Origin of the sequence: Intestinimonas sp. RTP31139st1_F5_RTP31139_211217, from assembly GCF_040226735.1 — a bacterium.
Taxonomy (GTDB): domain Bacteria; phylum Bacillota; class Clostridia; order Oscillospirales; family Oscillospiraceae; genus Intestinimonas; species Intestinimonas butyriciproducens.
Genome location: NZ_JBCOAQ010000014.1, coordinates 14,331 through 38,159, shown reverse-complemented (window position 1 = coordinate 38,159; position 23,829 = coordinate 14,331). Strand labels below are relative to the sequence as shown.

The window sequence follows — 23,829 nt, the reverse complement described above, 5'->3', positions numbered from 1 at the left end:
TTACTTTTTACAGGAGGCGGTTGCCAATGTCAAAGAATCTTTATCTCTGTGTCCCCGACCCATTTGATAGTTCGACCGGTGCGCGGCTGGAGCGTATGGGAATTCTGCGCCCGGATGGCGAGGTAAATGTTGAAGTAATGCGGGCTTTTGTGCAGATCTTCGGCGGCTTATTTTTTGATGATCTGTGCGATTTCTACTCCGATCAAGGAGAGGTGTCTGCTGTGACGGCAGCTTTTTCAGAGTTGGCCGCCCGCAAAGATTGTCAGAACATTTATCTGCTGATCTCCCTTCAGTATGATACCATTCGGAAACCGCTCCCTGATCCCATCTGGTGGCTGGCCGGCTGCGCACCAGCCCTGTCGCTGTTTTGTCTGGGTTTTGTAGAACGGCTTCTGGAACTGTCGGAAAATCAGGCCAGCAACGGGAAGGAGATGGTTGCCAATGAAACTGCTGATTGCTGTACCGGCTGAGGGGAGCGTTCCCCTTTTGGAGTTCTTTGGGTTGCTGGATGAAAAGCAACGGCAAAAGCTGCTTTCGCTTTTTGCCCTTCTCCTACAATCTCCAGCGGCAGTCATGCGCGAGCCCTATGTCAAGCACTTCTGCATCGAGCGTTACCAGGCGCTCTATGAACTGCGAGCCAAGAGCAAAAACCTGGTCCGCATCATTTTCACACTCACTGATGACGGGGACATCCTGTTTCTCACGCCGTTTATCAAGCGTCATAAGCGGAACACCATGCAGGCGCTGGACCGCTCCCTGGACTGTTTGACGCACATCAGAGATGGATCATGCTCTACGCAAGAGCTGTCCATAAAATTCTTTCTCAACGGAGGTATCACAGTATGACGAAACACAAATTCATTTGGGCTGGGCTTGCCATCGGAGTCCCCGCACTGGTCCTGGCGCTCTGGAAAGGCTGGTGGTGTAAGGTATGAAAAAAGTGGCAATCCTGCTGGCGCTTTTTTGTATGCTGACGGTCACTGCCTCCGCCGCCTATATTCCCGAGGATGTAATATCCGAAAATCGGGATGGCCGACAGCTCATCGTCAAAACCTATATGCTTCCCCCTGATGCAGACCCCAGCGGTCTGGTAGAGGAGCCTTTCGAGGTGGAGGGCTATTCCTACCACCATCTTGAAACGGTCAAAGAGGAACAGACATTCGAGGATTCTAAAATCCAAACGGAGGTCGTCACGCTGGAAACAGATGTAGATGATCTTGCGGCTATTCTGGAACAGCTGGATGCCAGCATGGAGTACAACAAGGATGGCTATTCCGGAGTGCTGACTCTGGACCACACTACAATCCAAACCGAAGCCGCAGGCTATACCACTAAATACTATACGATTACCGATACCAAGCAGTTTACAGGCCTGGACCGAAACGATCCCTCCTATGTCCCTACTACTACTGTCAAAAACGGAAGCACCTTGAAGCTGAGTGACATTTCCTGGACCGTGACAGGGACCGGCCTGGCCGATGATACGCTGGTTCCCACTTCATACACGGCTACGGCAACTTATACCGCTACGGGGAGCAGAAGTGTAGCTACCGGATATGTGACAACGGCCAGCTATACCGGCGAAATAAAGGCCGAGGGTGTTGAAGCAGTCAAGTACACCGTGACCTACCTTGGAAGTCCGGTGGGATTCCTGGCTGGCCTCAATCCCATGTGGCTCCTCGCCGGGGGAGGGCTTTTGCTGCTTGCAGGTACCGGGGGCATTATTTATATCATGAAACGGCCCCGCGCAGTAATTTATGCTATGAACGCCCGAGGCGTCGCCTATAAGAAATTGGGCAAGCAGAAGATTTCCACCCGCACCCCTAAGCTGGATCTGACGAAGCTCCGGGAATACCCGGCTGGAGACGCAAGCGTGGAGCTTCCCAGCAAGCTGGCCCATAAGCTCGCCGGCAGGATCATCACTATCCAGATGTATGGCGGGAGCCGCACCCATCTGGTGGAGGCCTACGACGGGCAGGACAGTTACTGGTTTGCCATCAAGGAGGATGCGGAGGAAAAGGAGGAAAGTGAATCGTGAAAAGGCTCAGGGGACTTTGCCTGTCCCTGGCGGGGCTCATGCTGATGACTACGCCGGCCCTTGCTGCGGACTACAACTTTGAAACACCGGCGCCCAAGGACTTCTATGGGAGCACTTCCTACGAAGAGGTCTACGGGGCTCAGTATAACTACGGTGGCACAAACGCGGTGGACTTTCTTGATCCCCTGGCCGACAGCGCCCCCGGGATCTCCATCAACAGCGGCTCTTCACTGGAATACGGGATCAATTCAGGAAGTGGGAGCATTTACCCCGATAGTTCCGGAAGCAGCTACCCCATCCAGTGGGGAGATGTTCCCACGCTTCCAGCGACCCAGTTCACAGCGGTGAGCGAAGTAGAGCGGAACGATGGCAGCATTGGTACTCTGGTAATCCCCAGCCTGGGAATTCGCTATAAGGCTTATGACGGTACTGATTCTGCTTCCATGCGCAAAGGTGTGGGCCACTTCCCCAGCACAAGCGCCTGGGAGGGAAACATCGGTCTGTGCGGACACAACCGGGGCTCCAGCCACAACATCGGCGCAATCAAGGATCTGGAAATTGGCGATACCATTCGGTATCAGACCAGCCTGGGGACAAGGACCTATGCGGTGAGTTCGGTCAAGATCATAGACTGGACTGACTGGAGCTATTTGAACAGCACCTCAGACAACCGGATCACGATTATCACCTGCTTGGCCAATCAGCCTACCAAACGGGTTTGTGTTCAGGGGATCGAAATAAGTTCATAAAATTTTTATCGAATATTTCCTTGGCGCTTTCATTGGGAATTATGTGAAAATAGCAAAATCGCAGAACATATTTATTGACTTTCGTTTTATCGGTAAAGGCGTTTCAAAAAAACCTTTGACAAGTCCCGATTTTCGCCTTATTTTGGTCTTGTAAGGACGCTCCAACGAGAAAAGGGGGATTGTCATGGTTAAGGAGTTTCCGAAAGGAAAAGAGTGGCTGCTGGACAATTCCGCGCTCCGGGTCAGTCTGGACATGACCTTTGATGTCCCTGAAGAGATTGCGGAGCAGTTAGAATTGTGGGGTCTTAATATCTTTGAAACTTGCGAATATGATCCCACATGCCGGCGGCTAAAAATGAGCGCCAGCACGACGCTATATCGAAAGGGGGCATAATGGAATGAAACAAAAACGCCTTTTACCGTTGTTCCTTTGTCTGTGCCTGCTGTTTGTACTGCCGGTTAAGGTAAGCGCCGCAGACAACAGCGAGCAGGAAACCTCCGCAGCCTATCTCCGTGAGCAGGGGATCATGGTCGGTGACGGCAATGGCGAGATGAACCTGGACTCTGGACTGACCCGGGCCCAGCTGGCCACAGTCCTGACCCGCCTGCATGGAAACCCAGAGCATGTGCAGGTCGATCAGGCATTCTATACCGGACAATGTAAATTCCCGGATGTGCCGGAGTGGGCCAGGCTCTATGTTGGTTACTGCTATGCCAACGGCCTGATGGTCGGCTATGATACCGGGGCCTTTGGCGCCGACGATGGAGTGACACCTGCGGCCGCCTGCACTGTTGTTCTGAGATATATGGACCTGCCGGACACCGAATGGGACTACTCTACCGCCTGCCAGACGGCATTGGACTTTGGGCTGACTTCGGTGGAAGTTGCTGTTAAAGCTGAAGTCACCCGCGGTGATTTGGCGGTCATGCTCTACCGGGCACTGGGTAATACTGATGCCTCCAGCGAGCATCAGGGGGAAACCCTGAGCAGGAATGCAGACGGCTCCATCAACCCGCCCGCCGACGGCTCTCAGTATATCCCTCAAGTGGGCGATGTGATCCGCTGCGATGACGGCACCAACTATACCATCACTGATGTAAGCCGGTGGGACAAGAACATGTTTGCCTCCGGCCCAATCGGTCCCTTGCCGGAGCCAACCTGTGACTGGAGCTTGCTCGAACAGCCAGAATTACCGAAAGTGGAGGTGAGACATTTCCAAAACCAGACTGGCGATCATCTCCGTATCCTCAATCTCTATGAAACCAGGCGGATGCTTTACACACTTTACAATGCTATTGGGGATAGCTCAACCACCTGGGAAAATGGAGCGCCCAAACTCACCTCAAAAGGAAACCAACTCGTTCACATCAACCTTGGCTTTTCAGAAGATCTCGCGTACCAAATGTTCTGGCCCTGGCGAGAAAGTGAGATTATAAAGGTGTTTAATGGAATACCTGGTACCTATTCTATGCAGGCCTGGGATGTCTACAAGGACGGTCAATTCCTACACACCGAATACCAGATTCGTATAAACTGATTTGGAAAGAAAGGCAGCGTGCCACTCGGCACACTGTCTTTCTTTTTGCCCATTTTGCATTCCCTACAATTCAATCAAGCCCAATCAAGGGGGGATGCACCTATGGGTAGGGGCGTCCTCCCGATTTTTATGGAGGTCGCTCATGAAAAAAAGACTGATTTCGATGCTCCTGGCTCTCCTTGCGGTCATGGGGCTCCTGCCAACCGCCGCTTTTGCTGCGTCCACCCCAGAGGAAGCCTTGGGGGAAGTTCAGATTTACAATGGCGGGGTTGAAATGTCTTATCTGTCCATCAATGGGCGGATCAGATCCCAAATTTACACCTATTACAATTATGATAACGGGAGCGGGAGCACTCGGGAGATTCCCGCTTACTGTGTCAACCCGAACACGCTGGGGGTCCCTCAGACCGTGGGAGTCGGTGAGAGTATTGAATATCTCGCCGATGAAAAAGCCAGCGATCCCAAGGTTGTCGGTATCGTGGCCAACGGCTATCCCACGCGAAGCCTGGCCGAGCTGGGACTGGAAAACAAATATCAGGGCTACTACGCAACTAAAATGGCCCTGTGGTGTTATCTTCTCAGCAACTGGGACATCAACAACCTCAAGGTCAATCCCAACCTGACCGGCGTAGAACTTCAAAGAGCACAGAAGATTTTGGCTGCGGCAAAGGACATTTACGCCCGTGGTACGGCCTGGAATGAAATGCTCTCCCCTGAAGTGACCTGTACCCCAGACCGGGATACCGCCTATGAGGTCACCATTGACGGAAAGCAGTACAAGCAACAGGTCTTTACTTTCTGGTCTAAAACCTGGGTATGCGATTACTCCGTCAATGTCGCGTTTTCTGTGCCGGACGATGTACCTGATGGGACCCGCATCGTGGACATGAATAATCAGGATATTACCACGATCACCACTGAGGGTACAGGCGACGGCTATGCCGGCAAATTCAAAATCCTATATCCTCTGGAAAGTGTGCAGGGCAAGACCGGCAGCGTCCAGTTGTCTTTCAACACAAATGTCTATAAGTACGCTGTATTTTTTGCGATATGTCAAGAGAAAGATGAATATGGCGAACTCCAGAATTATGTGGTAGATACTGACCCCACTACAACAACGCAGTTGTCCGCATACAGCAACTACTCGGACGGTACGACCATCGAGTATGAAACCGGATTGCGCATCATCAAGTATGAGACCGGCACCGAGATTCCAATTAGTGGGGCACTGTTCGAGGTCATCGGCCCCGACGGTGATTCCGTAGGTACTTTTGTGACCAACGGGGACGGCCGCATCGAAATTCCGCTTAAAAAGAGCGGGAATTATACCGTAGTTGAACGGGAAGCTCCACAGCATTATATGATCAGCGAGGAGCCTGCCCAGAATGTCACCGTCGTCTACGATGAAGTAGCCGAGGTGACATTTTTTAATGACCCCTACGGTACTCTGCGTATTGAGAAAAAATCCAATACCGGCATGAACCTGCCGGGGGCAGTCATCACAGTCGAGCATATTGAGTCGGGACAGACCTTTACCGCTACGACATCAAGTGCAGGCGTTGCTATTTTCGATGCGATTCCCTTGGGCGCATACCGGATTCAGGAGAAGACTGCTCCGGTGGGCTGGCAGTTGGATGATACCGTCTACACCGCCACGGTGGTGGCCGGTGAGACCACCACAATCCCTATCATCAACGAGGAGTTACCGGGATTGCGGATCATCAAATATGATCGAAAAAATATGGTCGCCATGCCCAATGTCACTTTCGCTGTTTATCGGGATGGCGAATTTTTAGGCAATTTCAAGACGGATCAATTTGGTGAAATCTTGATTGCCGATGCAGAGCCAGGTACTTACCGGGCGTTTGAGGTAGATACCGGCGATGAGGGGCACATTCTGGACACCACCCCCCAGGAGGTAGAGCTCCACGCTGGAGACGGCATTAAAGAGCTGATGTTTTTCAACGACATGAAGCCGGGATTAAAGCTCATCAAGGTGGATTCCGACGATCCCTCCAAGGTAATCCCCAACGCTGTATTCGAGATCAAATCGGTGGAGGGGACCTATGGCCCCCAGGAGTTCCGGACTGACCAGAGCGGAGAAATCGACCTGTCTATGCTCCCTGCCGGCTCCTATGTGGTAACTGAAAAATCCTGTGATGGCTACATCATCGATGAGGCCCAGCGCATCATTGAGCTGAAGCCAAATGAAGACGCCCAATTCGTTTTTACCAACCATGTCAAGCCCTCCCTCCAGCTTATCAAACTGAGCAGCGATGGCTCCCGGCTGGCCGGGGTGACTTTCCGCATCGCCAGGATTGAGGACGGCAGCCACTACCTGGACCGCACCACCAATTCCAATGGCGAGATCCTGATTTCCGATCTGGAGCCTGGCGTTTATTCCGTCCGCGAATTGTCCTCTGTGCAGGACCACATCCCGGACGATACCGAGCACCATGTAGAACTGTTCCCGGGCCAGACCAGTACGATCACTCTGACCAACGACAAGCGCCCCAACCTCTATATCCATAAAACCGACGCCGACACCGGGGAGCCTATTGAGCATACGGTCTATTTGGTGAAAGGTGCGGACGGCCACTCTATCGCGGAAGTGGAGACGGACGGGAACGGCGTCGCCGTGGTGGAGAACTTGCTGCCCGGCGTCGTGGAGATCATCGAAAAGTCGGTCCCGGAGCCCTACCTGCTGGCCGAGGAGTCTCAGATGGTGACGCTGCTCCCCAACCGGGATCGGGATGTCTATTTCCAAAATTATAAGCGCCCGACCATCGAGATCATCAAGGAAAATTCCATCACACATGATCGAATCGAAAATGTGCCGTTCCAGGTCTGGTATGCCTCCAACAACACCGCTACCGGAGAGTACAACGACCTGGGCGTTTTCTACACCGATGAAGAGGGCCGTATCGTGCTCTCCGACCCGGACCTCTCTCTTCGTGACGGTTGGTTTCGGGTAAAGGAGCTGGAGCCTGCACCGGGCTTTGCTCTGGCGGACCCGGACACACAGGAGGCCTTTATCGCCGCTGGTGAGGGCCATACATTCCGCTTCCTCAACAGACCGCTCTCAGCTATTTCCGTATGGAAATATGACAGTGAGACCGGGGCCGCTATTGAGGGGGCTGTGTTCCAGGTCCGGTATCTCTCCGGCAACACCTCCGGCACCGGCGGCACGGTCATCGGCACTTACCGAACTTCGGTGAACGGCTCTTTCACCGTCACGGGCTGCAAGGCCGGCACTTACATTATCGAAGAGCTCTCCAGTGACGGCTCTCATGTGATCGACACCCCGCCCCAAACAGTGTACCTCTCCGGCAAAGATCAGGAGGTTGTTCAGGTCTATTTTAACAACAGCCCCAAGGGCTCGCTGCTTATCAAAAAGGTGTCCAGTGCCGACAATTCCCCGATTTCTGATGTTCAGTTCTTTGTGACTGAGAGCGACGGGACCGTGGTGGGCGACAGCAACGGCTACTTCGTGACCGATTCCGCGGGGACCATCCTCATTGAGGGCATCGACCCTGGCACCACACTCGTGGTCAAAGAAACCCGGGCGAAAGATGGTTTCATCCTGGATGACACACCCCAGACGGCCCAAATCCAAGCCGGGCAAACGGTTACCCTCGAATTTCGCAATCAACCCACAGGACAACTCATTATCCACAAACTCTCTGGCAATGACAAGAAAACGCCGCTTGAAGGGGTACAATTCAAAATCACATACTCTGACGGAAGTTTTGTGGATGCCGACAGCGGGCAGCTCTCCAGCAATGGCCTGTACTGGACCAACTCGGAAGGTCAGATTATTCTTTCCGGCCTCACAGGCACAGTGGTGGTAACGGAGGTGGAAAGCATCCCGGGCTATACGATTGACCCCAATACGCAGTCCCAAACCGTGGTGATCAATCCCAATGACACGCAGGAGCTGTATTTTTACAACAATCCCATAGGCGGAATTGAAATTATCAAGGTCAACGCGAGCAAGACCTCCGAAAGAATTCCCGATACCACTTTTGAGATCCGCCGCATGGATGATGCCTTGGTAGATACCATCACTACCGATAAAAACGGCAGGGCCTACCTTGCCCTGGAGGACGGCTCTTATTACGCGATTGAGATCGAGGCCAACCCGGATTTCGTGCTGGACGACACCCCGCACTATTTTGAAGTTAAAGACGGGAAAGTGACCACTCTGCGGGTCACCAACGCCGCCGCATCTGGAATCCTGATCCACAAGGTGGATACCAGCGGAGAAGGTATCTATGGCGTCAAGTTCTTACTCTACGACGAGGACCGCAATCCCATCGGTGAGTTCACCAGCGACGATGACGGCTATGTTTATATCACCGCTGATGATCTCCCGGATGGTGCCAATACCAGCGGACGCTTTTATCTGAGAGAGCTGGAGGCGGCCGAGGGCTACATCTTGGATAAGGAATATAAGACCGTCTATGTGCGTCCGGGCCGCACGGCGGAAATTGAGTGGGTCAACGAAGCCATCACAGGTCAAATTCAGATCTACAAATACGCCGCCGAAGCAAACTCCGTCACAGGCGTTCCGGCCGGGACTCCCCTCCAGGGAGCAGTCTATGAAATCATCAATGAGCGCAGCGGCCGGGTGGTGGACTATATCACTACCGATGCCCGGGGTGTTGCGGCCTCCAAACCCCTGCCTTTGACACGCTATAAAATCCGGGAAGTCACCGCGCCTGCCTATTTCCAGCTTGATCCTACCGTCCACGATGTCACACTGGAGTATGCGGGGCAGATCATCAAAATCGCGGCCTATGACAAGCCGGCCAATCTGAAGGTCACTGTCACCAAGACCGGCAACAAGCAACTTCTGGCCGGAGATTCCATGCGCTATGACCTTACCGTGGCGAACAATTCCAATGTGCCGCTGGAGAACTTCTACCTCCACGACCGCTTCCCCACCGACTGCGCCACAGCCAAGACCATCACAACCGGCACCTATAACACCCGTCTCAACTACCAGATCACCTATAAGACCAATTACAATGACTACCGGGTGCTTGCTACCAACCTGCTCAGCACCAACAATTATGCCTTTGACCTTTCCGCCATCTCGCTGATGCAGGACGAGGTGGTCACGGATGTGCGTCTGGAGTTCGGCAAGGTGCCGGCTGGCTTTGCTTCTGTGGTAAAGCCTACCGTTACCATCCAGACCAGCGCCAACCTTGCCAATGGCTATCAGGTGGTCAACCGGGCCGACGCGGGTGGCCAATATATGAGCCAGTGGGAGACCGGACGCGCCGCATGGATCACCCTGATCGTCAAGCTCAATCAGCCCAATCTCCCCAAAACCGGCTATTGACATGATGGATAGGGGCGGCATTCTGTGTGCCGTCCCTATCCCCTGAACGGAGGTAAACAGATGACCTATTCTTCCTACCTGAATGATAAAGAACTCCGTGCGGCTGCGGATCGTTATACGGAGATGTATGGAGGACAATTTGAATGTGCCGATACAGGAGATGTCCTCCTTTATCGGAAGAACGAAGGAGACACATATATTTCGGTGAAAGCTGATTATCCGGTCCCGCTTTTTACCAAGCGGCTTCGGCAGGCCACCATGCACAAATACACAGTCAATTTACTGACGCTCTGGTGGATGCCTATTGATGAACAGGACCTGCAAGATATTCCCGGCTTCTATCGAAGGCTGTTCCAAGAGAGTGAGTGCAGCCCGGCCTCGGGCTTCGCAATGGAGTCTCCCCTAAGCCGGACGCCTAAATAATCAAAAACAACCGTCAATCATGGACTGTGTGGGCAATTACCTCGGGAACGAGGGCGCTTACACAGTCCCTTTTTATGCTCCGAGGAGGGATGCCCTATGAAAAATCTTCTGGTCCGTCTCGGGCCTAAAGCCCCCCGCTATTATGTTCAGATAATGGCGTTTATTTTGATTGTGACCTATATGATTACGCCAGCTCTGGCCGTAGAGGATATGTGGACGGCCGCAAACCGTATCATCGTCGATGTCTATAACAAGATTGCCGGGATCAGCACCGTGCTGGCCGGCCTGATGTCTGCCGTTGCTGTGATTGGAGCCAAAGTTTCCAATAACCAGCATAAAACCGATCAGGCATGGGACTGGCTCAAGCGTATCTGGATCGCTTGGGCCATCATTAACGGAATGGGCGCCTTCCTGGCCTATGTCCGGCCTCTTTTTGACGGCCTGGCCACCATTCAGTAAACCTCTCAGCCATACGCCGGTTGGGAGGTGGTTTTTATTCTTGAAGGAATTTTTAAGGGCTTTGTTCAGTGGGTTTACAGCCTGTGCCTTGAGATGGTCCAGTATATCGCAAATTCTCTTCTGGAAGTTTTTCAGATGGATCTCAGCTATTTCCGTCAGGTGGCTCCGGTCACAGACGATATTTTGAGTATCGTGATTGCCGTTGGGTGGGCGCTGCTTCTGGGCAATCTGGTCTTTCAAGCGATGAAGAGCATGGTCATCGGTTTGGGCTTTGAAGGTGAGGACCCCAAACTGCTGTTTACCCGGACTTTCGTGTTTGCCTTTTTGCTTCTGGTGAGTCAGCAAATTTGTGAAATCGGCCTCGGCATCTCATCGCAGGTGATTGCGTTGCTTCAGGTTCCCACCAGCGTCACCATTACCATCCCGGATGAAAATAATTTTACGATTGGAGCTTCTTGGCTCCTGATCATCATTGTTGGCATTGTCGTGATGTGGCAGTTTGTCAAGCTGTGCTTCGAGGTGGCGGAACGGTATGTCGTAACGGCTATTCTCGTTCTCATGGCCCCGCTTGCCTTTGGCATGGGCGGGTCCAAAAATACGGAGGACATTTTCAAGGGCTGGTGCCGGATGTTCGGCTCCATGTGCGTGATGATGATTATGAATGTCATATTCCTGAAGCTGCTGATTTCGGCTTTGGGGTATGTACCAAGCGGGGTTGCCGTCCTGCCCTGGATGCTTCTGATCGTAGGTATCGCCAGGGTTGCCCGCAAGATAGACGGCATCATCGCCCGCATGGGGCTTAACCCCGCCCTCACCGGCGATGGGCTCGGCCGCGGGCTTCCAGGCATGGTGGCTTATGCGGTTGTCAAGGGGATCGGAAGCTCCATCGCAAAAGCCGCCGGAAATTCCGTTGGAAATAAAAGTCGGAAAGGCGGCAGTTCCGGCGGAAGCTCTTCGGAGCCGCGTACCAATCCGCGCACACCCCCGCCGCCTCCGTCTGGCGGAAGTCCTGGCGGCGCTGGCGCCTCGCCTGGAGCTGCCAGCGCAGGACAACAGGCAGGAACACAGACGGACCCCCGTTCTCCTTCTGCTCAAGGCGGAGTGTATGCTTCCAAACAGACTGTGCAGGGCGTCTCCCCCAAGATGGATGAAGCCCCGCCAGAGGGCAGCCATGCAGCGGGGGTTGAACAACCGGCCGCTGAACACAAGGGCGGTAAGACGCCGACGATCCATACACATGGGGCACGACGCAGTTCTGTTCCCCCGGAGGCAAGGGGGACCCGTGCCTCTACTCCCTATACCGCCGCCTCTGTCCGGACAGGCGGGGTGAGCGGCGAGTCCTCCAAGGGGACGCTGGGCCGCACTGCCGGACCCCAGGATGGGACGCGCCGGCCGCCCGGCACTCCCTCGTATGACCAGGGAGACAGTAAGCGGCCCGATAGAGCAGGCGTAACCCGCAGGTCGGCCGTAACGCCTGGGACGGCTGCCGTGGCCGGTCCTGAACGCACGACGCACACCTCCAGCACTCGTGAAACCATGCGGGAGCGCCCGCCGCTTCAGCAGGACCGGACTCCGAAGATCCCGACGCCTCCTGGTGTCGCTGGAGGTGAAAAATCAGAGCCCCGCCCGCCGGTTGCTCCGGCAGGAACTGCTTCTCACGGTGCAGATACCGTGTCTCGTGTAGGCGGTAGCGCATCTGCTACAACGGAGAAATCCGCGGCCCGTCCCCCGGTTGGGAGTCAGAGGCCGCGTGAGGGCGGCGCTTCCACCCCCGGAACGGCAGGAACACGGCCGCCTATTGGTGGTCGTCAATCTCACGGTGGTGAAGTATCTTCCTCCAGTATGGCAGGAACGGGCACTCCCGCCGGGAGCAGTACCGTGTCTGGAGTGGTATCACCTTTCGTCGGTATGGCAGGAAGGCATACCGCCTCCCCCATCCCCCATGCCTCCCCGGGCGGCGAAGGTGTTTTGTCGGATATGGCAGGAAGTCCCCGCCCCACAGCAGGCAGCTCCCGGAGTAGCCGTGCCGCGCCCCCGCCCGGAACAGCAGGAACGGTATCCGCTGCCGGGCATGAGGCACATTCCGTTACAAGCGGCGCTTCTCCGTCCGGAACGGCAGGAACGCGCAGGCCCGGCGGGACTGGGAGGACTCCGGCAAAGGCGCAGACGCCTCCCGCCGCAACGGCAGGGACGGCTCCGCAAAGAGCCGACGCCCCTCCAGGTGTAAACCACGGCACCAGGCGTATGAAAGGCGCTATGCCGCCGACACCGGGCGGAACGGGAAAGTCTCCAAAAACCAGGAAGAAAAGGAGTGAGCCATGAGCAATCAATCTTCGGCGGGCCAGAAAGCGGCCCGGGCGGCTTCCGCCGCTGTAAATATTGCACGGGGAGCGGCCGCAGGCGGCGTCTATGGCGCCGCCGTGGAGGCCGCCAAATCATTTTTGCCGGAGCTGATCCGGCTTTTCGTCATCCTCCTGTGCGTTGTGCTTCTGGTTCCTATGCTCGTTTTCACAGCACTTCCCAACATTCTTTTCGGCTACTCCAGCTCTACCGACCAGGAAATCATCGACTTCACCGCGTCTGCTCAGGAGCTTGACGGGATATATCAAAATCTGGACAATTACCAGCAGCCTGCGGTTTTGCGCCTGGTGAACAGTATTCTCCCGCGCTTCTGGTCCGATGGAGAGCCTTTGTATGATGATTATGGCGTGGATCAGGACCTGGGGTACATGAACAAATACTGGCTGATGGCGATTGGCTCAGTCCGGTATAAACAAGACCTTTACACTATGGATGAAAGCGCCATTGAGGACATGATGTATGACCGCCTGACCTACTCTACCTCTCTGATCGACCGCATCCTGAACATCTTTGTCCGTGATTTGACGCCCGAGGAGTACATGGACAAGCTGAATTTTACCCAGGAGGAGCGGGACTGGGCGGCGCTGCTCTATTCCATGCTGGCGGAGGATCAAAACCTGTCCTACGGGGACAGCGACGGTGACGGCTACTACAACACGGACTACGGCGACATCACCTTTTCTGACGCGGAAACACCGGTCGTCTACTATAATCAGACGGATTCCCGCTGGGGAAATAAGATGTACGGCAAGTCCGGCACCATCGGGGAGGCCGGCTGCGGTCCCACCGCCCTGGCGATTGCCGTGGCCTCGCTGACAAGCAATCAGGTGACGCCCTACGATGTGGCCCAGTGGTCTGTGGAAAATGGGTACCGCTGTGAGGGAAACGGAAGCTACCACAGCCTGATTCCAAATGGGGGCGCGCATTATGGGCTGACCGTTACCGGGGTCGGGAACGACAGTAAAAGACTGGTGGATGCGCTCAAGAATGGAAAGCTCGTGATCGCCATTATGTCCAAGGGTCATTTCACCAGCTCCGGCCATTTTATCGTTCTCCGGGGCGTGACCGAGGGTGGAAAGATCCTGGTGGCAGATCCGGCCAGCGTAAAACGGAGCAATCAGGAATGGGAGCTTGGAATCATCCTCAATGAGGCGTCCCGCCGCGCTGGCTCAGGAGGCCCTTTCTGGGTCATGTCCGCTTAGGTGGCTCTTATGGCAGAACAAAATATGTGCCGAATGACACAGCTCCGTCTGCGTTACGGTATTTCTCAGGCAGACCTGGCAAATGCGGCCGGTGTTTCCAGACAGCTGATCAGCCTGATTGAACTTGACACGGCCAGTCAGAGCAAGGGCCATGAGGCCTTGATCCGGCGGGCCTTTTCCGCTGTCATCGCTTCCCGGCGGGCGGCGCTTGACGGGCTGGCGCACGAGTTAGATGCTGCCCCGTGGCTATTTTCGATGTCCAAGGAGGACGACGAGCATGGATTCTGAAACCTATTACATCCCAGTCAACTATACCGATGCGGGAAAGCTGTTCGGGCTCTTCGAGATCCGAAACGCAATCGAGTCGGTTGTCCTGGGCCTGCCGGTCCTGGGTCTTTGCACCGCGCTGCTGCCTTTTACGATCACATGGAAGATCATTGTGACGCTGTGCCTGCTGGTGCCGACCGTGGGATTTGCGCTGATTGGCCTGAAGGACGACAGCTTGACCCGTTATTTGAAAACCTGGTGGACCTGGCGTCGGCGGCGCCGGGTCCTGACCTATCGTGGAGAGGTGAATGCCCATGAATTTGAAAAACGCTATCTTCGGTGGTTCCGTCACGGGAATCAGTGACCGCAGCGGAGCCTATGACGGGAGCATCCAGGCCTGGCTCCCCATCAAGGATATTGTCCAGGGGGTCGTCGTCACCCGGGACAAACGCTTTGTCAAGATATTAGAGCTACTTCCCGTCAACTTCTACACCATGTCCAGCATGGATAAGAGCGCCGCCATAGAGGACTTTGCCGCCTATCTGAAAATCGCGCCAGCCAATCTTCAAATCAATGTCCTGACCCAGCCCTTTGACCTGGATGGCTACCTAAAGCTGCTCAGGGGCTATCTGGAGCGGGAGACCAATGAACAGTGCCGCTTGATGCTGGAGGAGAGCATGGACTATGTTCCTCAGCTGGTGGAGCGGGAAGCTCTTACCCACCGCTTTTTCCTGTCCTTTTCCTATGACCCGTCCATGAAGGCCCCGGATCACACACCGGAGGCCATTGCCGCGGTGCTCAACGAAAAGGCGGAGGTAGCCCGGAGATATTTGGACCGGTGCGGAGTGGCTGTTTTAGAGCCGGAATATGCGGACAATTTTATTTTGGAACTGTTCTACAAGCTCATCAATAAACACACCTCCCAGCATCTTCGTCTCCCGGACGGGGTATTCGATATGCTGGGGATGGTACATGGCGTCTACGATGAAGAAGCACTGAAGGCGCTGGACACGGCGGCCGCGGAAAGCGCCGGGAAAAAGAAACGGAAATGGTTTTCCCGAAAGGAGGCATCCCCGCTCTCCCGTCTGGAGGCCGGAGCCACCACCATTCCGGATCTGATCGCGCCGCCCGACATAGATACGCACCATCCCGATTATCTGCTGATCGACGGGGTATGCCACGCCTATCTCTACATCAGCGGCTATGGCTACTCGACCGTTGTAGGCAAAGGCTGGCTCACCCCCCTGATTGAAGCCGGGGAGGGAGTCAGCCTGAGTTTTTACTTGGTCAAACAGCCCCGGGAAAAGACGGTCAACGCCATCGGCCAGACAACCATGATCAACCGCTCCCGGATGAGGGATGTGGGTGATACCCGTCAGGATTTTGAGGAACTGGGGGACGCCATCGGCGCCGGACTGTACCTGAAGGAGGGAATGAACAGAGAAGGCCAGGATTTTTACTATATGCACACCTTGATTGAGGTCATCGCAGACGACCCGGACACCCTGGAGCAGCGGGTAACGGCGGTAGAGACCCTGTGCGTAGCCTCCGATATGCTGGCCAAGCGGTGCGAGTACAAGCATGAGGCGGCATTCTTGTCGTTTCTTCCGCTGTTGATCTCAGACCCGGATATTGAACGGAAAAGCCGCCGGAACGCCTTGACCTCCGGTGTGGCCGCCTCGTTTCCCTTTGCTTCCTTTGAGCTGAGCGACCAAAAGGGTATCTTTCTGGGCCTAAACCTCTACAACCGCTCTCCGGTATTCATCGACTTGTACGATGACTACAAATACACCAACGGCAACTTTGCCGCGTTCGGCAACAGCGGAGCGGGCAAGTCCACCCTGCTTCAGAGCATCGGCAAGCGGCTTCGGGAGCAGCAGCGGAAGGTGATCTACATTGTCCCCGAAAAGGGCCATGAGTACCGTCCCCTGTGCGAGGCGGTGGGCGGCCAGTTTATCAAGCTGGGGCCGTCCTCCCCAGATTGTATCGGCCTGATGGACATTCGCCGTCTGAAAGCCTCTCCCTACGCGGCTCAGAATGGCGGTACCCAGCGCCGGGAGTCCCTGCTGGCGGAGAAAGTCTCCTGGCTCTCCGTATGGTATTCTCTCCAGAAGCGCAATTTGTCGGAGGAGGACATGAACTACATCGACGCCTCTCTGATTGAGTGCTACGGCCGCCGGGGGATCACCTTTGACAATGCCAGCCTGTTTGAGGAGGACGGCGTGACCATCAAGGAGATGCCCGTTATCCAGGAGTGGTACGACATCCTGCGGGAGAAGCAGGAAACCAAGCACCTGTCAGTAATCCTGACCCGCTATGTATCCGGGTCGGCCGCCTCCATGGGTGGGCATACCAATGTGGACACGGAAAACCCCTACATTGTGATCGACCTGACTGATATTCCCGATGACCTTCAGTTGGCGACTGTGTACGCGGCCACCGGCTTTGCTACCGACATCACCGTGCAGAATGGGGATGTGGGAACGGCCCTGCTCTCCGACGAGCTGTGGAAGCTCCTGGGGGCGAACTCCAATCCTCTGGCCGCCGACTACACCATGCGCATGGTAAAGTTGATCCGCTCTCAAGGAGGGGTTGCGGGCGTCACATCCCAGGGCATGGCCGATATGATGGCGCTGGACGGAGGCAAGTATGGGAAAGGTATTTTGGACAGCTGCCGGATCAAATTCATCATGCAGATGGAAGATCAAGAGGCAAGGCTGGTGCAGAACATCCTCAATCTGACCGAGGAGGAGACGAAGATGATTACCCGCTTCCGCCGGGGGGAAGGTCTGCTCTGTATTGGTCATAACCATGTCCCCATCGCCGTCCATGTGTCCCCCAGGGAATATGAGGCCATTACCACCTCGCCCACTGACCTGCGAGCAAGGCAACAAGCAAGGGTGGAATAGTTCTCTCATGGCAAGAAAATGCCGGTAAAACGATAGCGTTTTACCGGCATTTCTCTACTGCTTTAAGTGCTCCCTTGCTCGTTCAGCCAATTCTCCATAAGCTGTTCCTTTTTCAAATACTGCTGAACAAGGGCGGAAAAGTCGTTGTCAAGTTCAGCTTTAAGATAAGAGCGGATTCTATGATCGAGCGTTTCTTTATCCATCTTGGCTTGACCAAAATTGAGCCCGACCAAAAATTCCCGCGCCCCATAGCTGCCGACGGAGAAAAACAACTCCAGGAAGTAATAGTCATCCTGTTTGCGGAAATCGGGGTTTTTACTACACTCGGCGTATAAGTAAATGCGCTCCTCAAACGCTTTGGAGGATAGTGAAAAATGGGTGGAATAGAATTCATCGTCTATGATGTCGATAGTGTATGGCTCGTTCATATCGTATCCCCTGTTCGCATTTATTCCCTAATGTAATTTTACTGCTCATATTATACTCATTTTCCTAAGAAAGTAAAGGAGATGGCATCAATGCTTGAGAAAAAAGATCATGTAAAGCGGATACAAGAAATCACCTTTGAAGCCTACAAATCCAGCGGCCGGATCGCCGCGCTTCTGGACCAGAATACAGGCCCCTCGGAACAGTTGTCTGAGGAACTGGAGCGGGTGGCAGCTCAAATAGAGCATGGGGCGATAGAACTCCGCAACCTTTGCGCCCGCTATCAGGCGCCGCTTCCTCCGGTAGGGCAAAAGCCCGCGCTGGAGCCGTTGAACATCGCCGGCCGTGCGGAGTGTAACGAATTTGGCTGGCTTCATATCCAACTGAACGCGCTGCTTCCCAACTGCCGCTTTGCAAGCCCCCTGTGGATCACAGACACCATAACCAGGCTCCTGGACCGACTGGAGCGGCGAAACGGCAAGCTGCCTCTTTTGGAGGAGGCCCTGCTGATGATCGACGAACACTGCGACATCGCCGCCCGGCAGGTCTACGACCAGGATAATAAAGCGTGGAAGGCAATCTCAAACGCGCTCAAGGGCCGGGTCGTCGCTGACGATGACCAGTACAGCCTGGGGGTATGCCTGCTGTCCAGACGCTCGTCGGAAGCGGAGTGCCACATCTATGTGCTCCCTGTTCAGGACGCGGGAGACTTTTTCTTCCTGCGCTCCGACCAATACCCCTTTTCCCGTTGACCTCCGGCTACACCGGACCGCACGGCGGGCGTACAACATCGGTTACAGCGGCGGGCAAATCCCCGCCTTAGCCCGTTACATACAGCATACGATTTTAGACCGGACCATCGGGGCGTCCCACAGCAGGATGTAACCGATGGTCCGGGCAGTTTTTTGCCGTCTGCTCTGGCTTTTTGTACGGCGCTTCATCCGTTACATTGAAAATTTGTAGATGTCCTATGCCACCTACCGATACAAACAGACCTCAAATCTGAGAGGAGGGCTACCATGCTCTATGACCGCAGGGATTTTGGCCTGCTCCGTCTGGCCGGGACCTATCAATGGCTCCCCCTGGCCCCGCTGCGGGCCCTTTCCTCCCTGAAACACCTCTACCGTGAGGCGGAGCTTCTGTCCACGCTGGGACTGTTGAGCTTTTCCCGCAGCAATCAATACCTGATGCCCTCCCCGGAGGGTTATCAATTCTTGGCCTCTATGGAAATCGACTGCCACGCCCCCACCAAACGCCCTTACGCGCAAAGCTCCGCCCTACGACGGCGGTTAGAGGTGGGGACCGTCCTGCTCACCTGCCTGGGGGCAGGAATTGAGCCGGCCTATGACAAAGTAGACCGCTTAAAACGCCAACCGGTTTTTCTCCCCGCTTTCGCCCTGCGCGGCGGGGACGGCAATCTGATGAACGCCGCCAGCTGTGTCGGCTTCGGCCACTGGGGAAACCACGCTTATCTCCTCCAATATGTCAGCCGGCAAAATCCCGGCTTTTTTATGAACAATGAGCTGTCCCATCTCTATAACCTGGCAAGCGTGTTCAGTGAGCGCCTGGACACGCCCCAGGCCCTTCTTTTGGCCGGAGAGAGCTATCGGTCCATTTATGAAATGCTCTCCAACCAGACCCCATCGGGACGGAACGGGAAAAAGGGCTTTACCGATTACAGCCAGGCATATCCCCGGCTTGGTATTCCGGTGTCCCTGGTTTCCTGTGACGATACCGGGGCCATGCAGCTGGCGATCATGCGCCAGATGGATTACCGCACCCGGATTGCGCAGGCTGCCTTTGGAGCCCGGTGGAAGCCGGAGGACGACCGCCTCCCGGAAGCGGACGGCCATGTGGACGGCAATCCCCTGGTGATCGCGGTGGACATGGACCTGCGCCGCTTGGAGCGGGTCTGCCGCGACGCGTGCCAACAGGGACGGCGTGAAATCCTTGTGGCCGCCCTGGAGGGCCAGATGTCCGGCCTGCTCTTGGACCAATTTCCGCGTAGGGCGCCGGTCCGGGCCCTGCGTATCAATACCCAGGTGCTTGCGGCGGCTTTCGGAGAAAACTTTTCCGCAGGCGATCCCTGGCCGAATGAGCCGCTTCGCTGGAAAGGCGGGCTGATCCATGTTTAGGCTGTCAGATAAACTGGCCCGCCTGGAGGACCGCATTTCGGGGCGATGGGGAAAGAAGCTGGACCGTTTTTTCGACCGCCGCAAGGGAAAGTGGAAGTTTTATATCCCGCTGGGGCTGTTCTGCTGGTACTTTTACGGAATGCTCATCAACTCCGTCCACCTGGGGATCAAATCTACTTTCAACGCGACCGGCGATCCGGTGGGCTCCATTTGGGTCGTCAACCCATTCCGCAATCTGCTGGCCGTCTTTACCCCCACAGGCCTGGGCGTCACGGCAGTCGGCTTTATCCTTTTTTGTCTCATCACCAAAAAGGGCTACATCTGGTTTTCCGGCTACAAGTTTATCCGGGACAAACGCGGCTTTGACATTCTTCCCGATGGCACACACGGTACCTCCGGCTTCATGTCCAAGAAAGAACAGGAGAAGATTTTGCTGACGGGCCCCATCTCGGAGCTGTCCGGGACGCTTCTCGGCAAGCTGAAGGATGATCCGGACGATGATGACAAGTACGCTGAGTATGTGACTCTGCGCCCCAATAGCGGCCTGACGGAGCACATCATGGTGTACGGCGCCACCGGCGCGGGCAAGACCCGTGGCCTTGTGAAGCCCTTTATTCTTCAATGCGCTGCTAAACGGAGCACGCAGGAGAGCCTGATCTGTGTAGATCCGAAGGGAGAGGTCTACGAGAGTATGTCCTCTTTTCTCCGGGAACAGGGTTATGAGGTCCGGATGTTCAACCTTCTGGACATGGAAAACAGTGATGCCTGGAACTGCCTGAGCGGGATTGAGAAGGACAAAGACCTGGTGCAGTCCATCGCGGAGGTCATCATCAAGAATACCTCCAACGCCAACGAGCGGCAGGACTTTTGGGAAAAGGCGGAGCTCAATCTGCTCATGGCTCTGATGCACTATGTCGCAACCCAGACCATCCCCGGCACCACGGAACTGCTCCCGATTCAGCAGCGGTCTCTCGGGGCCATTTACCGGATGCTCTCCAACGAGTCCTTTGGGGATCTGGAGCGGCGCTTTGAGGCGCTGCCCAAAGGTCACCCGGCGCTGGCGCCCTATGGTATTTTCAAGCTGGCCAACCGGCAGATCTGGGGCAACATCGCCATTGGATTGGGCAACCGCCTGTCTGTGTTCCAAAACCCTTTGGTGGACAAAATCACCTCCTACAACGAGATCGACCTGACGCTTCCCGGGCAAAAGCCCTGCGCCTACTTCTGCTGTATCTCCGCGCAGGACTCCTCTCTGGAGTTTTTGAGCTCCCTGTTCTTTTCCCAGCTCTTCGCCCGTCTCATTGAGTACGGCCGGCGTCACGGCAAGCATGGGCGGCTACCCATGACGGTCAATGTATGCCTGGAGGAGTTTTGCAACATCGGGAAACTTCCGGACTTCAAGCGGGTGCTCAACTTCTGCCGCGGCTCCGGGATCTTCTGTCAGCTCATTGTGCAGTCTATTCCCCAGCTCCAGGACCGCTACCCCAAAACGGAGTGGGAGGAGCTGATCGGCTGTACGGATATTCAGATCTGCCTTGGATGCAACGATGTGGACACGGCGACCTACATCTCAAAAAAGTGCGGCATGGTCACTATCAAGGTGGAGAACAACCAAATGCCACTTTTGCCGTTGTTTTCTCCGGTTTATAGCTCCACCCGTCCATACAGCCAGACCAAGAGCAACACCCAGCGGGCCCTCATGCTCCCGGATGAAATCATGCGCATGGACAATCAGGAGAGTCTGGTACTTCTCCGAGGTCAAAAACCGCTGAAGCTCTACAAGATCACGCCGGACGAACACCCCAGCTTCCAGCGTCTGCACGATGTTAAGGTATCAGACTACACCCCTGAATGGCGCCGCCAGGAGGAGTTGGCCAAGGCCGAAAGGAAGGCCCGGGCCAAGTCCCGGCCAGCGCCGTCCGCGCCGGAGGCCGGTCCTCCGCCCGCTCAGCCGGCAAATACGGCGCCGGCAACCCCTGGCCAAAAAGAAGCCGGCGGGGAGACGGCTCCTCACAAGGAGCGGGATCAGATCCTCCGGCAGGAATACGACTATGGACTTCTGGACCCGGAATTGGATCGTGTCTCCTCCCAGTCGCCGGACACTGAGGCCCCCTATGGCGCCTTTGACCTGATCGAAACATCCCCGGATGAAGTGGGCGGGCCATAAGCCGTTCCATGTCCCTACGCCGCTGACAATCAACAAACTTGTGTAAAAAAGGAGATGGTCCCAATGAAGGCAGCACCAATAACGAAAAAGCCGTCTTTCCCACTGATGAAGCAGGGGGACATTCAGAATATCTACCATTTGCAGATGCCCCGCTGGCTGTTTACCGATCCCCGATACATAGGGCTCTCACTGGAGGCTAAGGTGACCTACACCTTTTTACTCAACCGCTTCCAGCTCTCCCGGCTCAACGGCTGGCTCAATGACGACGGAGAGGTGTTCATCATCTACACCCGCCGCTCTCTGTCCAGCGAAATGCAGGTGAGCTATCACAAAATCATTGAGGCGATGAAAGAACTGTCCTCCGCCGGCCTGATCTGGGAGCGCCGGTGCGGCCGCGGAGACGCCAATCAGATTTACCTTGCCCTGGTGGAGCACCGGGAGACGGCAGGCGGCAGCGCCCCCTTTGTACCTCCGGAACATGAGGCCGCCGGAGGGGAGCAGCCGGTACCCGCTGGTGGGTCGGCTTTGGAGACAGGGCCATCCGGCAAGGGGCGTACTCCACCGGAGCCGCACGAGGCACAGGCCCCTCCCGCCTCCCCAAGAAGTGCGGGATCGGAACTTCTTGTCCCCGCTCAGCCGGAGCAGCGAGGCACTGCGGCCGGTTTAGAAGTCCCAGGCCCGAACTTCTTGAAGTCTCAATCCGGAACTTCAAGAGATTCGGAAACGGAACTTCCAGAAGTTGACCAGCGGGACTCCAGTTATATTGACTTAAATCATACTGATGGGATTCATACTGAATTCAGTCTGTCCTGCCCGTCCGGCGCCGGAGACCGGATGGACGGACTGGGGCCATGGTGGAGAAACCTGTCCGAGCAGGAACAGCTTGCGCAGATTCTGGAGAACTGTTCCCTGTGGGTCTTTGACCCGGAAACGGCAAAGGTGTTTGAAAATGCCATTGAGCGGCTGTTTTATACCCAGGAATATCGGATCGGGAAGGCTGTCCTGCCCCAGGCCAATGTGCGCTCCCGCCTGTGGGATCTGGACAGCACCATCCTCCAGTCCGTGGAGGGGAAGCTCCGGCAAAACCAGCGCAATGTCAAGAACTCGACCGCCTATACCATGGCGGTCATTTTTAACGCCATCTGCGAATCGCAAAGCGATCTTCTGCTTGACCCCTATCTCAACAGCATAGGCGGAGCCCCGGCAGGGAGTGAGAAAGGCGGTGAAAATCAATGCTTTTGACAAATGACCAGCGGTTTCTCCTCGACATCCTGCGGGAGGTCCGCTATATGCGGCTGGATCAGATTCTTCCGCTTATGCGCCTCCGCGATCCAGCCAAAGCCAAGTCCCACTGTGAGGCGATACTGCGCTATCTGCGCTATGCGGGAGAACTGGTCCCCGTGGGAGACGATCTCGTATGTCTGGCGGAGTTCCGGGGGCAGGAGGCAGACCCCGAGATGCTGTGCGCGCTGGACATTTTGCTGTCTCTCGCCGTAGGCCCGCCGCTTCAGCTCACCAGCCGGAGGCCGCCTTATAAGCTCTGCTTCCTGCTGGAGCGGGGAAGGGAGAGTGGGAAAATCGACGCATTCGCGGTCCTGCCGGTGGAGCCGGGACGGGAACAGCTTGTCAGCATCCTTTTGGCGCAGCAGTCTCAGGATGTGACCGTGCTTTTGTCCCTGTCCGATTTGGAACAGCACCGGCTTTTACATATCAATCAGCGGCACTACTTCGTCATCCGGAAGGAGGGTCGCCTGCGGTTCTTTAAGGGAGGTGAGGCCAGCCAATGACAGCCGCAGTAAGCGAACAAC

Annotated in this window: 20 protein-coding genes; 19 read left to right on the top strand and 1 reads right to left on the bottom strand. The window is 55.5% G+C overall.

Features of this window, described 5'->3' with window-relative positions; genetic code table 11:
• The first annotated feature begins 26 nt into the window (after window positions 1-26).
• The 14 genes from ABUA09_RS10315 to ABUA09_RS10250 all read left to right on the top strand — a co-directional run bounded on the left by ABUA09_RS10315 (window position 27) and on the right by ABUA09_RS10250 (window position 17,293).
• Complete coding sequence (locus ABUA09_RS10315) at window positions 27-470, top strand: hypothetical protein (RefSeq protein WP_009259339.1); 444 nt, start codon at window positions 27-29, stop codon at window positions 468-470.
• The gene (locus ABUA09_RS10310; RefSeq protein ID WP_009259340.1) at window positions 442-846 is read left to right on the top strand and encodes a type II toxin-antitoxin system RelE/ParE family toxin; all 405 of its coding nucleotides are present in this window, start codon (window positions 442-444) and stop codon (window positions 844-846) included. The genes ABUA09_RS10315 and ABUA09_RS10310 overlap by 29 nt, the downstream gene beginning before the upstream one ends.
• Before the next feature lie 85 nt (window positions 847-931).
• Window positions 932-2,038, top strand: a complete 1,107-nt coding sequence (locus ABUA09_RS10305) for a hypothetical protein (RefSeq protein ID WP_009259341.1) — start codon at window positions 932-934, stop codon at window positions 2,036-2,038.
• Window positions 2,035-2,787, top strand: a complete 753-nt coding sequence (locus tag ABUA09_RS10300; RefSeq protein WP_009259342.1) for a class D sortase — start codon at window positions 2,035-2,037, stop codon at window positions 2,785-2,787. Before ABUA09_RS10305 ends, ABUA09_RS10300 begins: the two co-directional genes overlap by 4 nt.
• A gap of 184 nt (window positions 2,788-2,971) precedes the next feature.
• The gene (locus ABUA09_RS10295) at window positions 2,972-3,181 is read left to right on the top strand and encodes a hypothetical protein (RefSeq protein WP_009259343.1); all 210 of its coding nucleotides are present in this window, start codon (window positions 2,972-2,974) and stop codon (window positions 3,179-3,181) included.
• Window positions 3,182-3,185: 4 nt separating this feature from the next.
• Entirely contained in the window at window positions 3,186-4,325 is a 1,140-nt protein-coding gene (locus tag ABUA09_RS10290) for an S-layer homology domain-containing protein (RefSeq protein ID WP_009259344.1), read from the top strand.
• A 142-nt stretch (window positions 4,326-4,467) separates the two neighbouring features.
• Entirely contained in the window at window positions 4,468-9,672 is a 5,205-nt protein-coding gene (locus tag ABUA09_RS10285; RefSeq protein ID WP_154250535.1) for a SpaA isopeptide-forming pilin-related protein, read from the top strand.
• A gap of 60 nt (window positions 9,673-9,732) precedes the next feature.
• Window positions 9,733-10,095 carry a hypothetical protein gene (locus ABUA09_RS10280; RefSeq protein ID WP_009259346.1) on the top strand — a complete coding sequence of 121 codons (363 nt, stop codon included), beginning with the start codon at window positions 9,733-9,735 and terminating at the stop codon, window positions 10,093-10,095.
• Window positions 10,096-10,191: 96 nt separating this feature from the next.
• Window positions 10,192-10,554 carry a hypothetical protein gene (locus ABUA09_RS10275; protein ID WP_009259347.1) on the top strand — a complete coding sequence of 121 codons (363 nt, stop codon included), beginning with the start codon at window positions 10,192-10,194 and terminating at the stop codon, window positions 10,552-10,554.
• Window positions 10,555-10,689: 135 nt separating this feature from the next.
• Window positions 10,690-12,876 (top strand): hypothetical protein, encoded by a 2,187-nt coding sequence (locus ABUA09_RS10270; RefSeq protein ID WP_080907296.1) that lies wholly within the window; start codon window positions 10,690-10,692, stop codon window positions 12,874-12,876.
• Window positions 12,873-14,117 (top strand): C39 family peptidase, encoded by a 1,245-nt coding sequence (locus tag ABUA09_RS10265; protein WP_009259349.1) that lies wholly within the window; start codon window positions 12,873-12,875, stop codon window positions 14,115-14,117. Before ABUA09_RS10270 ends, ABUA09_RS10265 begins: the two co-directional genes overlap by 4 nt.
• A gap of 9 nt (window positions 14,118-14,126) precedes the next feature.
• Entirely contained in the window at window positions 14,127-14,405 is a 279-nt protein-coding gene (locus ABUA09_RS10260) for a helix-turn-helix transcriptional regulator (RefSeq protein ID WP_009259350.1), read from the top strand.
• Complete coding sequence (locus ABUA09_RS10255) at window positions 14,395-14,748, top strand: hypothetical protein (protein ID WP_009259351.1); 354 nt, start codon at window positions 14,395-14,397, stop codon at window positions 14,746-14,748. The genes ABUA09_RS10260 and ABUA09_RS10255 overlap by 11 nt, the downstream gene beginning before the upstream one ends.
• Window positions 14,699-17,293 carry a VirB4 family type IV secretion system protein gene (locus ABUA09_RS10250; RefSeq protein ID WP_009259352.1) on the top strand — a complete coding sequence of 865 codons (2,595 nt, stop codon included), beginning with the start codon at window positions 14,699-14,701 and terminating at the stop codon, window positions 17,291-17,293. The genes ABUA09_RS10255 and ABUA09_RS10250 overlap by 50 nt, the downstream gene beginning before the upstream one ends.
• Before the next feature lie 62 nt (window positions 17,294-17,355).
• Here the strand turns inward: ABUA09_RS10250 and ABUA09_RS10245 are convergent, their stop codons facing one another.
• On the bottom strand, window positions 17,356-17,721 hold the full coding sequence (locus ABUA09_RS10245; protein WP_009259353.1) for a hypothetical protein: 366 nt from the start codon (window positions 17,719-17,721) through the stop codon (window positions 17,356-17,358).
• Window positions 17,722-17,811: 90 nt separating this feature from the next.
• On the opposite strand from ABUA09_RS10245, the gene ABUA09_RS10240 reads away from it, so the two are divergent.
• From ABUA09_RS10240 to ABUA09_RS10220, 5 genes are all read left to right on the top strand, one after another.
• Window positions 17,812-18,471: a hypothetical protein gene (locus ABUA09_RS10240; protein WP_009259354.1), complete on the top strand. Its 660-nt coding sequence runs from the start codon at window positions 17,812-17,814 to the stop codon at window positions 18,469-18,471.
• A gap of 267 nt (window positions 18,472-18,738) precedes the next feature.
• A complete protein-coding gene (locus tag ABUA09_RS10235) occupies window positions 18,739-19,854 on the top strand; it encodes a hypothetical protein (RefSeq protein ID WP_009259355.1) in 1,116 nt (371 codons plus the stop codon).
• Window positions 19,847-22,021 carry a VirD4-like conjugal transfer protein, CD1115 family gene (locus ABUA09_RS10230; protein ID WP_009259356.1) on the top strand — a complete coding sequence of 725 codons (2,175 nt, stop codon included), beginning with the start codon at window positions 19,847-19,849 and terminating at the stop codon, window positions 22,019-22,021. The genes ABUA09_RS10235 and ABUA09_RS10230 overlap by 8 nt, the downstream gene beginning before the upstream one ends.
• Before the next feature lie 63 nt (window positions 22,022-22,084).
• Window positions 22,085-23,263 (top strand): replication initiator protein A, encoded by a 1,179-nt coding sequence (locus ABUA09_RS10225; RefSeq protein ID WP_009259357.1) that lies wholly within the window; start codon window positions 22,085-22,087, stop codon window positions 23,261-23,263.
• Complete coding sequence (locus ABUA09_RS10220; protein WP_009259358.1) at window positions 23,254-23,808, top strand: DUF5697 family protein; 555 nt, start codon at window positions 23,254-23,256, stop codon at window positions 23,806-23,808. Before ABUA09_RS10225 ends, ABUA09_RS10220 begins: the two co-directional genes overlap by 10 nt.
• The last annotated feature ends 21 nt before the right edge of the window (window positions 23,809-23,829 follow it).